The 14,455-nt window shown below is 73.8% G+C and carries 16 protein-coding genes; 11 read left to right on the forward strand and 5 right to left on the reverse strand.

Features of this window, described 5'->3' with window-relative positions:
* The first annotated feature begins 92 nt into the window (after nt 1-92).
* From bioB to QSK45_RS19685, 4 genes are read left to right on the forward strand one after another with little or no spacing between them, the layout of a single operon-like run.
* Nucleotides 93-1,292 (forward strand): biotin synthase BioB, encoded by a 1,200-nt coding sequence (gene bioB / locus QSK45_RS19670; RefSeq protein WP_285558618.1) that lies wholly within the window; start codon nt 93-95, stop codon nt 1,290-1,292.
* A complete protein-coding gene (locus QSK45_RS19675; protein WP_285558619.1) occupies nt 1,285-2,574 on the forward strand; it encodes an adenosylmethionine--8-amino-7-oxononanoate transaminase in 1,290 nt (429 codons plus the stop codon). The genes bioB and QSK45_RS19675 overlap by 8 nt, the downstream gene beginning before the upstream one ends.
* 1 nt (nt 2,575) lies before the next feature.
* Nucleotides 2,576-3,304 carry a dethiobiotin synthase gene (gene bioD / locus QSK45_RS19680; RefSeq protein WP_285558621.1) on the forward strand — a complete coding sequence of 243 codons (729 nt, stop codon included), beginning with the start codon at nt 2,576-2,578 and terminating at the stop codon, nt 3,302-3,304.
* A gap of 43 nt (nt 3,305-3,347) precedes the next feature.
* On the forward strand, nt 3,348-4,022 hold the full coding sequence (locus QSK45_RS19685) for a class I SAM-dependent methyltransferase (RefSeq protein WP_285558624.1): 675 nt from the start codon (nt 3,348-3,350) through the stop codon (nt 4,020-4,022).
* On the opposite strand, the gene QSK45_RS19690 is transcribed toward QSK45_RS19685, so the two are convergent.
* On the reverse strand, nt 4,023-4,361 hold the full coding sequence (locus QSK45_RS19690; RefSeq protein WP_285558882.1) for a fic family toxin-antitoxin system, toxin component: 339 nt from the start codon (nt 4,359-4,361) through the stop codon (nt 4,023-4,025).
* Between the two features lie 52 nt (nt 4,362-4,413).
* Complete coding sequence (locus QSK45_RS19695; RefSeq protein ID WP_285558626.1) at nt 4,414-4,656, reverse strand: toxin-antitoxin system HicB family antitoxin; 243 nt, start codon at nt 4,654-4,656, stop codon at nt 4,414-4,416.
* 227 nt (nt 4,657-4,883) lie between these two features.
* Between QSK45_RS19695 and QSK45_RS19700 the strand changes: the two genes are divergently transcribed.
* The 7 genes from QSK45_RS19700 to QSK45_RS19730 all read left to right on the forward strand — a co-directional run bounded on the left by QSK45_RS19700 (nt 4,884) and on the right by QSK45_RS19730 (nt 13,159).
* Nucleotides 4,884-5,687, forward strand: a complete 804-nt coding sequence (locus QSK45_RS19700; RefSeq protein WP_285558628.1) for an ABC transporter ATP-binding protein — start codon at nt 4,884-4,886, stop codon at nt 5,685-5,687.
* 4 nt (nt 5,688-5,691) lie between these two features.
* On the forward strand, nt 5,692-8,265 hold the full coding sequence (locus QSK45_RS19705) for an ABC transporter permease (RefSeq protein WP_285558630.1): 2,574 nt from the start codon (nt 5,692-5,694) through the stop codon (nt 8,263-8,265).
* A gap of 74 nt (nt 8,266-8,339) precedes the next feature.
* Nucleotides 8,340-9,224 carry an LLM class F420-dependent oxidoreductase gene (locus tag QSK45_RS19710; RefSeq protein ID WP_285558632.1) on the forward strand — a complete coding sequence of 295 codons (885 nt, stop codon included), beginning with the start codon at nt 8,340-8,342 and terminating at the stop codon, nt 9,222-9,224.
* 45 nt (nt 9,225-9,269) lie between these two features.
* Entirely contained in the window at nt 9,270-9,704 is a 435-nt protein-coding gene (locus QSK45_RS19715; RefSeq protein ID WP_285558634.1) for a GNAT family N-acetyltransferase, read from the forward strand.
* 163 nt (nt 9,705-9,867) lie between these two features.
* A complete protein-coding gene (locus tag QSK45_RS19720; RefSeq protein WP_285558636.1) occupies nt 9,868-11,208 on the forward strand; it encodes a hemolysin family protein in 1,341 nt (446 codons plus the stop codon).
* The gene (locus tag QSK45_RS19725; RefSeq protein WP_285558637.1) at nt 11,205-12,218 is read left to right on the forward strand and encodes a hemolysin family protein; all 1,014 of its coding nucleotides are present in this window, start codon (nt 11,205-11,207) and stop codon (nt 12,216-12,218) included. The genes QSK45_RS19720 and QSK45_RS19725 overlap by 4 nt, the downstream gene beginning before the upstream one ends.
* Nucleotides 12,219-12,310: 92 nt before the next feature.
* Nucleotides 12,311-13,159, forward strand: coding sequence for an SGNH/GDSL hydrolase family protein (locus tag QSK45_RS19730; RefSeq protein WP_285558638.1), 849 nt, complete (start codon nt 12,311-12,313; stop codon nt 13,157-13,159).
* Nucleotides 13,160-13,338: 179 nt separating this feature from the next.
* Here the strand turns inward: QSK45_RS19730 and QSK45_RS19735 are convergent, their stop codons facing one another.
* The 3 genes from QSK45_RS19735 to QSK45_RS19745 form a co-directional block, all read right to left on the reverse strand.
* The gene (locus QSK45_RS19735; protein ID WP_285558639.1) at nt 13,339-13,467 is read right to left on the reverse strand and encodes a hypothetical protein; all 129 of its coding nucleotides are present in this window, start codon (nt 13,465-13,467) and stop codon (nt 13,339-13,341) included.
* A 54-nt stretch (nt 13,468-13,521) separates the two neighbouring features.
* Nucleotides 13,522-13,974 (reverse strand): hypothetical protein, encoded by a 453-nt coding sequence (locus QSK45_RS19740; RefSeq protein WP_285558640.1) that lies wholly within the window; start codon nt 13,972-13,974, stop codon nt 13,522-13,524.
* Nucleotides 13,975-14,190: 216 nt separating this feature from the next.
* Nucleotides 14,191-14,394, reverse strand: coding sequence for a hypothetical protein (locus QSK45_RS19745; RefSeq protein ID WP_285558641.1), 204 nt, complete (start codon nt 14,392-14,394; stop codon nt 14,191-14,193).
* Nucleotides 14,395-14,455 lie beyond the last annotated feature (61 nt).

Genomic DNA, 14,455 nt, shown 5'->3' on the forward strand with positions numbered 1-14,455 from the left:
CCCACCGTGTGGCAATACCCACACGGTGAACCGGCTTCGTTGTGCGAAGTCTCCTTGGCCCGGGGCGGTCCCGTAAGACAGGATCGGGCCTCATGGACCTGCTGAACACGCTGGTGGACAAGGGGCTTCGGCGCGAGCTGCCGACCCGCGAGGAAGCACTCGCCGTGCTGGCCACCTCCGACGACGACCTGCTCGATGTGGTGGCCGCGGCCGGCAAGGTGCGCCGGCACTGGTTCGGCCGGCGCGTGAAACTCAACTACCTGGTCAACCTCAAGTCGGGCCTGTGCCCCGAGGACTGCTCCTACTGCTCCCAGCGGCTCGGCTCCGAGGCGGGCATCCTCAAGTACACCTGGCTCAAGCCCGACGAGGCATCCCAGGCCGCCGCCGCGGGGCTCGCGGGCGGCGCCAAGCGCGTCTGCCTGGTGGCGAGCGGACGCGGCCCGACCGACCGGGACGTGGACCGGGTCTCGCAGACCATCAAGGCCATCAAGGAGGAGAACGAGGGCGTCGAGGTGTGCGCGTGCCTAGGGCTGCTCTCGGACGGCCAGGCCGAACGGCTGCGCGAGGCCGGCGCGGACGCCTACAACCACAACCTGAACACCTCCGAGTCCACCTACGGGGACATCACCACCACCCACACCTACGCCGATCGGGTGGACACGGTGCAGAAGGCGCACGCGGCCGGGCTGTCGCCGTGCTCCGGGCTGATCGCCGGCATGGGCGAGAGCGACGAGGACCTGGTGGACGTCGTCTTCTCGCTGCGCGAGCTGGACCCCGACTCCGTTCCGGTGAACTTCCTGATCCCGTTCGAGGGCACCCCGCTGGCCAAGGAGTGGAACCTCACCCCGCAGCGCTGTCTGCGGATCCTGGCGATGGTCCGCTTCGTCTGCCCGGACGTGGAGGTGCGCATCGCGGGCGGCCGTGAGGTGCACCTGCGCACGATGCAGCCGCTCGCGCTGAACCTGGCCAACTCCATCTTCCTCGGCGACTACCTGACCAGCGAGGGCCAGGCGGGCAAGGCCGACCTGGAGATGATCGCCGACGCCGGCTTCGAGGTGGAGGGCGCCGGACAGGTGACCCTGCCGGAGCACCGCGCGGGCGGGGGCTGCCACGAGGGCGCCGCCGCCGGCTGCCATGAGGGCGGCACGGGCGGCTGCCACGACGGCGCGGGGGTCTGCGGTTCGGCTCCCGCGGAGCCGGCCGGGGAGCCGGTGGCCGCGAACGAGCCGCGCACCGACCTGGTCGCCGTCCGCCGCCGGGGCGCCGGAACGGATCTCGCGCCCAATGCCTGACCTGCCCCGCCTCAGCGTCCCCGAGCTGCTGGAGCTGGACCGGCGGCACGTCTGGCATCCGTACGGTCCGATGCCCGGACGGGCCGAACCGCTCGTCGTGGAGTCGGCGAGCGGGGTCCGGCTGCGGCTCGCGGACGGCTCGGGCGAGCTGGTGGACGGCATGTCGTCGTGGTGGTCGGCGATCCACGGCTACAACCACCCGGTCCTCAACGAGGCGGCGCGGGGGCAGCTGGAGCGCATGAGCCATGTGATGTTCGGCGGGCTCACCCATGAGCCCGCGGTCCGGCTCGCGAAGCTCCTCGTCGACATGTCGCCGGAGGGTCTGGAGCATGTGTTCCTGGCCGACTCCGGCTCGGTGTCGGTCGAGGTCGCCGTCAAGATGTGCCTCCAGTACTGGCGTTCGCTCGGCCGGCCCGGCAAGCGGCGGATGCTGACCTGGCGGGGCGGCTACCACGGGGACACCTGGCATCCGATGTCGGTGTGCGACCCCGAGGGCGGGATGCACGAGCTGTGGTCCGGCGCGCTGCCGCGCCAGATCTTCGCGGACGCGCCGCCGGCCGGGTACGAGGAGTCGTACGCGGAGCACTTGCGCGAGCTGATCGGAGAGCACGCGGACGAGCTGGCCGCGGTGATCGTGGAGCCGGTGGTGCAGGGCGCCGGGGGCATGCGCTTCCACTCCCCCGCGTATCTGCGGGTGCTGCGCGAGGCGTGCGACGCGCACGACGTGCTCCTGGTGTTCGACGAGATCGCGACCGGTTTCGGGCGTACCGGGGCCCTGTTCGCGGCGGACCACGCGGCCGTCACCCCGGATGTGATGTGCGTGGGCAAGGCGCTGACCGGCGGCTACCTGACGATGGCGGCCACACTGTGCACGGCGCGGGTGGCGACGGGGATCTCGCGGGGCGAGGTGCCGGTGCTGGCGCACGGGCCGACGTTCATGGGCAATCCGCTGGCGGCGGCCGTGGCCTGCGCCTCGCTGGAGCTGCTCAGGGGCCGGGACTGGCAGGCCGAGGTCAAGCGGATCGAGGCGGGCCTCACCGCAGGTCTCGCACCGGCGGCCGGGCTGCCCGGGGTGCGGGACGTGCGGGTGCTGGGCGCGATCGGGGTCGTCCAGCTGGACCACGAGATCGACATGGCCGCGGCCACCCGTGCGGCCGTACGGGAGGGCGTGTGGCTGCGCCCGTTCCGCGATCTCGTGTACACGATGCCGCCGTACGTCACGTCGGACGAGGACGTGGCGAGGATCGCGCGCGCGGTGTGCGCCGCGGCGCGGGAGGGTTGAGATGCCGGTACTGGTGATCACGGGGACGGGCACGGAGGTCGGCAAGACCGTCACCACGGCCGCCGTCGCCGCGGCGGCGCTCGCGGCCGGGCGTTCGGTGGCCGTGCTCAAGGCCGCCCAGACGGGGGTACGGCCGGACGAGCGCGGGGACGCCGACGAGGTGGCGCGGCTCGCGGGCGGTGTCACGGCGGACGAGCTCGCGCGCTATCCCGAGCCGTTGGCCCCGGGTACGGCGGCGCGGCGGGCCGGCATGGCTCCGGTGCATCCGCAGGAGGTGGCCGAGCGGGCCGCCAAGCTGGCCACCGAGCACGATCTGGTGCTGGTCGAGGGGGCGGGCGGCCTGCTCGTACGGTTCGACGCGGCGGGCGGCACGCTGGCGGACGCGGCGCGGCTGCTGGGCGCGCCGGTGCTGATCGTGGCGCAGGCGGGCCTCGGCACGCTGAACGCCACGGAGCTGACGGCACGCGAGCTGCGCCGCCGTGGCCTGGAGCCGTTCGGCGTGGTGATCGGCAGCTGGCCCGCCGCCCCCGACCTGGCCACCCGCTGCAACCTCGCCGACCTCCCCGAGGTCTCCGCCACGCCCCTGCTGGGCGCCCTCCCGGCGGGCGCGGGCGCGCTGCCGCCGGCCGGCTTCAGGGCGTCGGCCCCCGGTTGGCTTTCCCCGCGTCTGGACGGAACGTGGGACGCGGAGGCGTTCAGAGCGCGGGAAGGGGCATGGCAGGGGGCCTGAGGGCGCACACTTCCCCCAGGTTCGGGATGTCCGGGAGGTCGGTGTGCGGCTGAGGTCCGAGGCGGCGGGGCGGGAGTCCGTGCGGCATCCGGTGTTCGCGCGGTACTACGCGCGATGCAGTGTCGGGGCGGAGACGCGGCTCGGCTTCGCCGGGGTGCGGGGGCGGCTGCTCGCGGGGCTGACGGGCCGGGTGATCGAGGTCGGCGCGGGAAACGGGCTGAACTTCGCCCGCTATCCGGCCACCGTCACGGAGGTCGTCGCCGTCGAGCCGGAGCCGCTGCTCGGGCGGCTGGCGCGGGAGGCGGCACGGCGCGCGTCGGTGCCGGTCGACGTCGTGCCCGGCGCGGCGGAGGCGCTGCCCGTCGGGAGCGAGGCGTTCGACGCGGTCGTGCTGTCCCTGGTCTTGTGCAGCGTGCACGACGTGGCGCGGGCACTGGGTGAGGTACGGCGGGTGCTCCGGCCGGGCGGGCAGGTGCGGTTCTTCGAGCACGGGCGGGGCGGGGGCCGGGCGATGAGGCTGACCCAGCACGCCCTCGACCGCACGGTGTGGCCCGCGCTCGCCGGGGGCTGCCACCTGGCCCGGGACCCGGTGGCCGCGCTGCGCTCCGCCGGCTTCGAACTCGGGCCGTACCGCAGCCTGCTGCTGCCCGAGCACGGGCCGAGGCTGCCCGCCTCGTACTGCGTGCTCGGGACCGCCTGGCGTCCGGACGGCGGTTGATCACAGGCTCCAGCGGCGCAGCTCCCGGGCGATGTCGTCCACGCTGGCCGCGCCGTCCTTCACCAACCGGGCGAGGTCGCGCACCTGCTCCGGCGTGGTGACGACCTTCGCGCCGCTGGCGATCAGATAGGCGTAGGCGACGGCGGAGGCGAACAACGCGTTGGAGCGCTCCAGCGCCGGCACGTGGATGAGCAGCTGGAGGAGGGCGGCGGCGCGCGCGTACGGCGTCTCGTACACCGGTACGCCGAATATCTCCGCCCGGTGCCGGGCGACGGCGGCGATCAGCGCGCCCCAGTCGGTGACCTGCGGGTCCCCGGGGGTCTTCTGTTCGGCGAGCATGAGCAGCCAGGCGAGGTCGATGCTCAGCCCGTTCGGGGAATCGCTCAAGGGATCAGCTGCGTCCTTCGCGCGGAGCGGGGCCGCGCGACTCGGTGAACTCCTCGGCGAACACGGACTCGTACTGCTTCATGAAGTCGGCGGCGGCCTCCACGAACGTGCGGCCCGCCTCGCCGGTGTCCTGTCTGACCAGTTCCTCGATGTAGCGGTTGACACTCATCCCGCGGGCCAGCGCGCGCTCCCGCGCCGCGCGGGCGGTGCCCTCGTCCACGCGCACGTTCAGCTGGGTCTTCGCCATGTCTCGACGCTAGCGCCAGGGTGCTAGCAGGGGCAAGCTCCGACGGGGGCACCAGGGGGCGCACGGGCGCGTCCCGCGGGCCCGCCGGAGCGCCGCCCGCGCCGCGCCGGCAGGGTTCCGCAGGTCACCCCGCCGGCCCGCGCGTCGGCGCGGCCCCCGATTCCCCCGTGCCCCCGGTCACATTAGGCTCACCCAGGACAGCTCGAACCGGTGACCGGGAGGCGGTCTTGTCCACATCCGCTGCCGCACGGCACGCCCCCGGCCGCGTGCCGGGCGAGGGGACCGCGGCCCGCGCCCGCGGGCTGACCAAGGCCTACGGCGCGGGCGAGACCGCCGTACTCGCGCTGGACTCGGTGGACGTGGACATCGCGCGGGGCCGGTTCACCGCCGTGATGGGGCCCTCGGGGTCCGGCAAGTCCACGCTGATGCACTGCCTGGCCGGGCTCGACACGGTGTCGGCCGGGCAGGTGTGGCTGGGCGACACCGAGATCACGGGGCTGCGGGAGCGGGAGCTGACCCGGCTGCGGCGGGACCGGATCGGGTTCATGTTCCAGTCGTTCAATCTCATCCCGACGCTGACCGCCGCCGAGAACATCACCCTGCCGATGGACATCGCGGGCCGGAAACCCGATCAGGCGTGGCTCGATCAGGTGATCGACACCCTCGGGTTGCGCGGAAGGCTCACGCACCGGCCCAGCCAGTTGTCCGGCGGCCAGCAGCAGCGCGTGGCGTGCGCGCGGGCACTGGCCTCCCGGCCCGAGCTGATCTTCGCCGACGAACCGACCGGAAACCTCGACTCGCGGGCCGGCCTCGAAGTGCTGGGCTTTCTGCGCGGCGCGGTGGACGACCTGGGACAGACCGTCGTCATGGTCACCCACGACCCGGGCGCCGCCGCCCACTCCGACCTGGTGCTCTTCCTCGCCGACGGGCGGATCGTGGACGAGTTGGCCCGGCCGACGGCGGAGCGGGTGCTGGAGCGGATGAAGCGGTTCGACGGCGCCCGCGGCACGGGCGCCGCACGGGAGGACTGACCCGGTGCTCAAGGCGACCCTGAGAAGCTTCCTCGCGCACAAGGGGCGGCTCGCGCTGTCGGCGCTGGCCGTGGTCCTGTCCGTGGCGTTCGTCGCGGGCAGCCTGATCTTCTCCGACACCGTCACCCGCACGTTCGACCGGCTGTTCGCCTCCACCGCCGCCGACGTGACCGTGCAGCCGAAGCGTGACCTGATGTCCGCGCGGGCGAGCGGCGCGGTGGGAACCCTGCCCGCCGCGCTGCGGGAGAAGGTGGCACGCGCCGACGGGGTGGCGGCGGCACGCGCCGACGTGCAGGTGCAGAACATCGTGGTGGTCGACCACCGCGACCGCTCCATCAGCCCGACCAACGGCGCGCCCACCCTCGCCGGCTCCTGGTACCCGACCCGGCACAGTCCGGTGGAGCTGACCTCCGGGCACGCCCCGCGTGGTCCCGGCGAGGCACTGCTCGACGCCGACACGGCCGGCAGGAGGCACGTGCGGATCGGCGACACGCTGACCGTGCAGGCGCAGCCCGGGACCTTCCCGGTGCGGGTCGTCGGGATCGCCACGTTCACCACGACCAACACGGGCGCGGCCCTGCTCTTCCTGGACCCGGCGGTGGCCGGGCACCGCCTCCTCGGCTCGGACGCGCGGGCCACCGGCATCTCGGTGGACGCGGCCCCGGGCGTCTCCGACGCGCAGCTCAAGCACCGGGTCGTCGCGGCGCTCGGCGCGGCCGCGGCCGCCTACGACGTGCGGACCGCGGACGAGCAGGCCAAGTCGGCGGCGGCCAGCCTCGGCACGTTCCTGGACGTCGTCAAGTACGTCATGCTGGGCTTCGCCGGGGTCGCTCTCCTGGTCGGCGTCTTCCTGATCGTCAACACCTTCTCCATGCTGATCGCCCAGCGCACCCGGGAGCTGGGCCTGCTGCGCGCGCTGGGCGCCGACCGGAAGCAGGTACGGCGCTCGGTGCTGACGGAGGCGCTGCTGCTGGGCCTGGTCGGCTCGACGCTCGGCCTCGCGGCCGGGATCGGGCTGGCGTACGGGCTGATCGGCCTCATGGGGGCGCTCGGGATGAACCTGAGCGCCGCGCAGATGGTGATCGGCTGGGGCACGCCCGCCGCCGCGTACCTCGTCGGGCTCGGTGTGACCTTCGTGGCGGCCTACCTGCCCGCCCGGCGCGCGGCGGCCGTCTCCCCCATGGCTGCGCTCGCGGACGCCGAGGTCGCCGGTGTGGGCAGGCCGCTGCGGGCGCGGGCGATCGCCGGCGCTGCGGTCGGGGCCGTGGGCGCGGCGGCGCTGGCCGGGTGCGCGGCGGCCACGAAGACCGGGACCGCCGCCGTACTGCTGGGCATCGGCGTGGCGCTGACGCTGATCGCGACCGTCGTCGCCGGGCCGCTGCTGGTGCGGCCGGTGATCCGGGTGCTGGGCGCGGGCTTCCCCGCGCTGTTCGGCACGGTCGGCCGGATGAGCCAGCGCAACGCCCTGCGCAATCCCCGCCGTACCGGTGCCACGGCCGCCGCGCTGATGGTGGGCCTGGCCCTGGTGGGCGGGATGTCGGTGGCGAGCGCGTCCATGTCGGCGTCGTTCGACCAGCAGATCGACCGGCGCCTCGGCGCCGACTTCACGGTCCAGAACGCCAACTTCACCCCGTTCACCCGGCAGGTCGCCGACCGCGTGGCCGCGACCAGGGGGGCGGGGCTCGTCGTGGCGCAGCGGCTGACGCGGATCGCGGTAGGGCTGCCCGACGGCGGCCGGGTCGAGACGGGCGCGGCCGGTTACGGCCCGGGGCTGGACGACGTCGTGCACCTCTCCTACGCGAAGGGCGGCTCGGCGGCCGCGCTGGCGGACGGGCACCTCGCCCTGGACGCGAGCTTCGCCGAGGACCACGGGGTGCGGCTCGGCAGCGTGCTCCCGGTGCGGTTCCCGGGGGGCCGCCGGGCCGAGCTGACGGTCGGCGCGCTCACCGAGCAGTCCACGACCGACGGCTTCGGCAACCAGGGCGGCGTCTTCTTCGGCCTCGGCACGCTGGAGCGGTACGCGCCCGGCGGGCAGGACTCCGCGCTGTACGTGAACGCCGCGCCCGGCACGCGGCCGCAGGACCTGCGCCCCCGGCTGGAGCAGGCGCTCAAGCCGTTCCCGCAGGTGCAGGTGCGCAACCAGAGCGACTACAAGAAGCTGGTGCACGACCAGATCAGCGTGCTGCTGTACCTGGTGTACGCGCTGCTGGGCCTGGCGATCGTCATCGCGGTGCTCGGTGTGGTCAACACCCTCGCCCTCTCGGTGGTGGAGCGCACCCGGGAGATCGGGCTGCTGCGCGCGATCGGTCTGGGGCGGCGGCAGTTGCGGCGGATGATCCGGCTGGAGTCGGTGGTGATCGCGGTGTTCGGCGCGGTGCTCGGGCTCGCCCTCGGCCTGGTGTGGGGCGTGTGCATGCAACAGGTGCTGGCGCTGCGCGGGCTGACGGCGTTCGCGATCCCCTGGGGCACCATCGTGGCGGTGGTGATCGGCTCCGCGGTGGTGGGTGTCGTGGCCGCCCTGCTGCCGGCGTTGCGGGCGTCGCGCATGAACGTGCTGGCGGCGATCGCCCACGAGTGACGGCGCGCGCACGCAGGACCGGACGTGATGCAATGTCAGCTGAAGGTCAATTCGCTTCTGGTTGAGGAGACTTCATGCCGCGTCCGTTCCGCTTCGGGGTCAACATGCTCAGGCCCGCGTCCGCGGCCGAGTGGCGGGCCAAGTGCCGTCGCGCCGAGGAGCTGGGCTACGACGTGATCCTCGTCCCCGACCATCTCGGCTGGGTGGCGCCCTTCCCCGCGCTGGTCGCGGCGGCGCAGGCGACCGAGCGGGTCCGGGTCGGCACGCTCGTGCTCAACGCGGGCTTCTACAACCCGGCGCTGCTGGCCCGCGAGGTGGCGACCACGGACGCGCTCACCGGCGGACGCCTCGAACTCGGCCTCGGTACCGGCTATGTGCAGGAGGAACACGAGGCGGCCGGGCTGCCCTTCGGCTCCCCGGGTGAGCGGGTGGACCACCTGCGGCGCACCGTCGAGGAGTTGGACCGGCTGCTCGGCTCCCCGGAGTACCGGCCGCGCCCGGAGCAGACCCGGGTGCCGCTGCTGATCGCCGGCAACGGCGACCGGATGCTGCGGCTGACCGCCGAGCACGCCGACATCGCCGCCTTCCCGGGCGCCCGGACGGGGGACACGGGGGCGCTCGAACCGCTCACCGCCGACGAGTTGGACGAACGGGTGGGCCGCTACAAGGAGTTGGCGGGCGGGCGGGCGGAGCCCGCCGAGCTGAGCCTGCTGATCCAGCAGGTCGCCGTCACCGACGACCCCGAGTCGGCGCTGAGGCCGGTGCTGGAGCGGCGGCCGGACCTGACCCTGGAGACCATGCCGGCGCTGCCCGTCATGCTCGTGGGTCCGCTGGAGGACGTCGTGGCGAAGGTCAGAGCGCAGCGCGCGCGGTACGGCTTCACCAACCTCACCGTCCTGGAGCCCCAGATGGAGGCGTTCGCGCCGGTGATCGAACGGCTGCGCGCCGAGTCCGCATGATGGAAACCCCGGCGCGCGGGGCACGGCCGCGGTCAGGGTGGCGGCATGAACGAGTTGCGCGTACGCCCCGCCGCCCCCGCTGACCTCGACGCCGTGCTCGCGTTCTGGCGGACGGCCGCCGAGGGCACGAGCATCAGCGACGACAGCGCCGGCGTGGAGGGCCTGCTGGCGCGCGACCCGGAGGCGCTGATCGTGGCCGAGCGGGACGGCGAACTGGTCGGCACGGTGATCGCGGGTTTCGACGGCTGGCGCTGCCATCTCTACCGGCTCGCGGTGGCTCCCGAGCGGCGGCGGCAGGGCATCGCGAAGGCCCTGCTGGCCGCCGCCGAGGAGCGCTTCGGACGCCTCGGCGGACGGCGCGCCGACGCGATGGTGCTGGTGCGCAACGAGCGGGCGAAGCACGCGTGGAGCGCCGCCGGGTACGGGCCCGAGGAGCAGTGGCGGCGCTGGGTCAAGCCGCTCACCGACCGGGTCGGCTGAGTCGTCCACAGGAATCGGGGGTTGCTTTGCCCATCCTTTACCCTGGAGGGAGCACTCGGTTCTCCGTGAGAGGTAGTGAGCGTCCGCCCATGGGCGAGCCCCCCGGCCCGCGACACCGCGCGTCCCGTCGTCCCCTGTCCGATCATGGGACGGGGGTGACCCGATGACCGAAGTGCTGCTCCTTCTGGTGGCGATCCTGCTGTCGCTGGCCTGCGGGGCGTTCGTGGCGGCGGAGTTCTCGCTGACCACGGTCGAGCGCGGCGAGCTGGAGCGGGCCGCCCGGCGCGGCGAGCGCGGCGCCGCAGGCGCCCTGAAGGCGGTACGGAACCTGACCTTCCAGCTCTCCGGCGCCCAGCTCGGCATCACGGTCACCAACCTGGTCGTCGGTATGCTCGCCGAACCCTCGATCGCCGGGCTGCTCGCCGGTCCGTTCCGGGCCCTGGGCCTGTCCGGCGGCGCGGCGCGTTCGGCCGCGCTGGTGCTCGGCACCGCGCTGTCCACCGTGTTCCTGATGGTCGTCGGCGAGCTGGTGCCCAAGAACTGGGCGATCTCCTCGCCGCTGGCCGTGGCCAAGAAGGTGGGCACCCCGCAGCGCTTGTTCAGCGCCGCCTTCCGGCCCTTCATCGCGCAGCTGAACAACACGGCCAACCATGTCGTGCGCCGGCTCGGCTTCGAGCCGGCCGAGGAGCTGGCCTCCGCGCGCGGACCGCAGGAGCTGGCCGCGCTCGCCCGGCACTCCGCCAAGGAGGGCGCGCTGGAGGCGGACACCGCCGAGCTGTTCGTGCGGACGCTGAACCTGGCCGACCTGACGGCGGAGAACGTGATGACCCCGCGCGTGCAGGTCATCGCCCTCGACGAGCAGGCGACCTGCGAGGACGTGGCCAACGCGACCCGGGCGACGGGCCTGTCCCGCTTCCCGGTCTACCGGGGCAACCTGGACTCGGTCGTCGGCACCGTCCACATCAAGGACGTCCTGGCGGTGCCCGCCGAGCACCGCCGCCACCGCCGCGTCTCGCACCTGATGCGGGATCCGCTGCTGGTGCCCGAGTCCCTCACCGTCGACCGGCTCCTCGACCGGCTGTCGGGCCGCCGGACCATGGCCGTCGTCATAGACGAGTACGGCGGCACGGCGGGCGTGGCGACCCTGGAGGACATCGTCGAGGAGGTCGTCGGCGAGGTGCGCGACGAACACGACCCGCACGAGACGCCCGACCTCGCCCCGGCCGGTGCGGACGAGAGCGGCCGGGCCCTGTACTCGGCCGACGGCGCCGCCCGCACCGACCAGCTCGCGCGCGTCGGGCTGCGGGTGCCCGACGGGCCGTACGAGACCCTGGCCGGGCTCGTCGCGACCGAGCTGGGCCGGATACCCGAGGTGGGCGACCGGATCGAGATCGCGGGCTGGCGCCTTGACGTGGTGGACGCCTCGGGCCACCGCGCCGCCCGGGTGCTGCTGCACGCGCCCCTGGACGACGAGCGCGACGAGACGACGGAGGGGGCGCGATGACCGCCGTACAGCTGCTGATCGGTCTGGCCACCCTCGTGGTCAACGCCTTCTTCGTGGCCGGTGAGTTCGCGCTGATCTCGGTGCGCCGCTCGCAGATCGAGCCGCTCGCGCAGGAGGGCGACCGGCGGGCGAGGAGCGTGCTGTGGGGCCTGGAGCACGTCTCCGCGCTGCTGGCCACCGCCCAGCTCGGCATCACGCTGTGCACACTGGTCCTCGGTGTGGTCGCCGAGCCGGCCATCGCGCATCTGCTGGAGCCGGTGTTCCACGCCGTGGGCGTGCCGCTGGGCGTGGGCCATGCGGTGTCGTTCGTGATCGCGCTGGCCCTCGCGACGTATCTGCACATGCTGCTGGGCGAGATGGTGCCCAAGAACATCTCGCTCGCGGAGCCGGTGCGCGCGGCGCTGCTGCTGGGACCGCCGCTGGTCGCGCTCTCCCGGGCGCTGCGCCCGGTGATCTTCACGGTGAACGCCTTCGCCAACGGGCTGCTGAAGCTGCTGCGGGTGGAGGCCAGGAACGAGGTCGCGGCGACCTTCACGGACGCCCAGCTCGCCGAGATCGTCAAGGACGCGAGCGAGGCGGGCCTGATCGACGACCGGGCGCAGGAGCGGCTGCACGACGCCCTGGAGCTGGGCAGCCGCCCGGTGCAGGACGTGGTGGTGCCGTTGGAGCGGGTGGTGTACGCGCAGGTGGGCGTGACCCCCGAGCGGCTGGAGCGGCTGTCGGCGGAGTCGGGGTTCTCGCGGTTCCCGGTGGTCGACGAGGGCCGCAGGCTCGTCGGGTATCTGCACGTCAAGGACGCGCTGGACGCCGCCCCGCGGCAGGCGCCGTTCGAGCTGCGGGACATGCGGCCCATCGCGCGGGTGCGGGCGGGCACGCCGCTGGACGACGTGCTCACGGCGATGCGCGGCAGCCGCACCCATGTGGCCGCCGTGCTGGGCGACGACGGGCGGCTGGCGGGACTCGTGACCATGGAGGACGTGCTGCGGGAGCTGTTCGGACAGCCGGCCTGAGCATCGCGTGTCCCCGGGTTCTCCCGCGCTCCCCCCTGTTGTCCACACCGACCGACCGACGGGTATGGAGCCGGGATACCATCGCTTCCGCCATGCAGACGAATCCCACTTCTCCCCCATACACCAGCCTGGTCGCGGTCGGCGACTCCTTCACCGAGGGCATGTCGGACCTGCTGCCCGACGGCTCCTACCGGGGCTGGGCGGACGTGCTCGCCGCGCGGATGGCGACGAGCACCCCGGGCTTCCGGTACGCCAATCTCGCCGTGCGCGGCAAGCTGATCGGACAGATCGTCGACGAGCAGATCGACATGGCGGCCGCCATGAACGCCGACGTGGTGACCCTGGTCGGCGGCCTCAACGACACCCTGCGGCCCAACTGCGACATGGGCCGGGTGCGCGGACTGCTGACCGAGGCGGTGGAGCGGCTGGCCCCCTCCTGCAAGCGCCTGGTGCTGATGCGCAGCCCCGGCCGCCGGGGCCCGGTCCTGGAGCGGTTCCGGCCGCGCATGGAGGAGCTGTTCGCCACGGTGGACGAGCTGGCCGCCCGGCACGACGCGCTGGTGGTCGACCTCTACGGCGCCCCCGCCCTCGGCGACCCCCGGCTGTGGGACGTGGACCGGCTGCATCTGACGGCCGAGGGGCACCGCCGGGTGGCCGAGGCGGTCTGGCAGACGCTCGGCTACGAGCCCGAGGACCCCGAGTGGCGGGTGCCGATGCCGGCCACCGCGCCGCCGGCCTGGCTGGACCGCCGGGTGGCGGACGCCCGGTTCGCCCGGCAGCACCTGCTGCCCTGGATAGGCAGGCGGCTGACCGGCCGGTCCTCCGGGGACGGCCGGACGGGCGCCCAGGTCAGCGCCGAGTCGGGCAAACCCTTCTGGGTCACCCCTGCGGACCACGCGAACCCCGGCCCGGTGACGGACTGGCGGCCGGTGGAGCCCTGACCCGGAACCGCCCGGCTACCCCACCCCGGTGCTCAGGGCGTCTCCGGCACCGAGGTCCTGGCCGGGCCGGAGATCGACGGCATCCCCGGTGGTGACCGCGCTCGGCCGGCACACGGGTAACGGCGAGACGGCAGGCGCCGGCGTCGAGGGACGCCGGGTGCCGGTCGCCGAGGACGCGGTCACCAGCGGACGATGCCCCTGTCCTCGACGAGGGCGGCGACGAGGGACCTCCGGGCGACGCTGCCGACCGAGCGGGGCAGGCCGCGGCCGGCGAGACGGATCAGCTCGACGGCGTCGCCGGAGGACAAGGTGACGTTGCGGTCACGGGCCCGCGCACGCCGGGCGCCCCGGTGTCCAGCCGCTCAGGTCTGGCACTGCGCCGTGCCGGCGGTGGACCAGCCGCTCCAGCCACTCCCGGCGGCACGGGCGTGTACGCGGATCTCGACCCTCACGGGGCCGCACACCCGGGTCGAGCTTCCCACCTCCGTGGGCCCGACCGTCTCACCCGCCGGGACATAGGTGCGACCGCTGCCCAACTTCACCCAGTGACCACCGGAGACGACCCGGAAGAACGCCTCGTAGGAGACGTTCGCCGCCCTTGGTCCCGTGTTGCGCAGTTTCACGTGCGCCGTGATCTCCCGGGTGTAGACCTTGCCTTCCTTTCCGCGCTGGGCGCTGATGCAGCCGTTGACGGCGACCCGGCCGGTCGACACGCCACCGCCGCAGGCGACCGCCGCGGCGTGAGCGTTCGCCGGAACGGTCAGCATGGCGAGCGCCGCCATGCCCAGGACTGTCCCCGCATGCCTCGTCTTCACGACCCTGCTCCCTTCGGTCCTGATCGCTTCGAAAGAACCATGACGTGTCGAGGCGTCGACGGCAGCGGCTCGTCGCGTTCTTCACTCCAACGGAAGCAAACGAAGCCCCGGGTCGAGGCGGCACACAGCCGTCGCGCACGGATGTTCCAGATCCTGGTGGAGGCGCCCACGAGCAGTGCTGTCAGCAGCCGCTCCGGCCACCCGGTGTCGCCTCGCTCACCGCGCCCCGAACACGCGTGCCGGGGACGCGGGGTCGCTGGGAGCCACCGCGACCCGGTCGGGCCACAGCTCCGGCACGGCCGTACCCGCCGGCGAGCCCGGCGACTCGGCCCGCACGCCGACCAGCGGTGCCGACCAGCGGTGGAGGCCCGACCCGGACGGCACCGTCACCGGTGTCCGGTCCGGGCCGTGCCCGGACATCACGGGCACGGCGACCGGCAGCGGCACCCGTGCCGGGCCGTGGACCCGAAGCGGCCGGAAG

The organism is Streptomyces hygroscopicus subsp. hygroscopicus (genome assembly GCF_030269125.1).
GTDB lineage: Bacteria > Actinomycetota > Actinomycetes > Streptomycetales > Streptomycetaceae > Streptomyces > Streptomyces hygroscopicus_C.

Bases quoted from the DNA above. Each gene is read 5' to 3' on its own strand.
- QSK45_RS19720 (WP_285558636.1), top strand. From the start codon at position 9,868: ATGACCGAAGTGCTGCTCCTTCTGGTGGCGATCCTGCTGTCGCTGGCC.
- QSK45_RS19725 (WP_285558637.1), top strand. From the start codon at position 11,205: ATGACCGCCGTACAGCTGCTGATCGGTCTGGCCACCCTCGTGGTCAAC.
- QSK45_RS19690 (WP_285558882.1), bottom strand. From the start codon at position 4,361: ATGCTCGCCGAACAGAAGACCCCCGGGGACCCGCAGGTCACCGACTGG.
- QSK45_RS19710 (WP_285558632.1), top strand. From the start codon at position 8,340: ATGCCGCGTCCGTTCCGCTTCGGGGTCAACATGCTCAGGCCCGCGTCC.
- QSK45_RS19745 (WP_285558641.1), bottom strand. From the start codon at position 14,394: ATGTCCGGGCACGGCCCGGACCGGACACCGGTGACGGTGCCGTCCGGG.
- bioB (WP_285558618.1), top strand. From the start codon at position 93: ATGGACCTGCTGAACACGCTGGTGGACAAGGGGCTTCGGCGCGAGCTG.
- QSK45_RS19715 (WP_285558634.1), top strand. From the start codon at position 9,270: ATGAACGAGTTGCGCGTACGCCCCGCCGCCCCCGCTGACCTCGACGCC.
- bioD (WP_285558621.1), top strand. From the start codon at position 2,576: ATGCCGGTACTGGTGATCACGGGGACGGGCACGGAGGTCGGCAAGACC.
- QSK45_RS19730 (WP_285558638.1), top strand. From the start codon at position 12,311: ATGCAGACGAATCCCACTTCTCCCCCATACACCAGCCTGGTCGCGGTC.
- QSK45_RS19675 (WP_285558619.1), top strand. From the start codon at position 1,285: ATGCCTGACCTGCCCCGCCTCAGCGTCCCCGAGCTGCTGGAGCTGGAC.
- QSK45_RS19695 (WP_285558626.1), bottom strand. From the start codon at position 4,656: ATGGCGAAGACCCAGCTGAACGTGCGCGTGGACGAGGGCACCGCCCGC.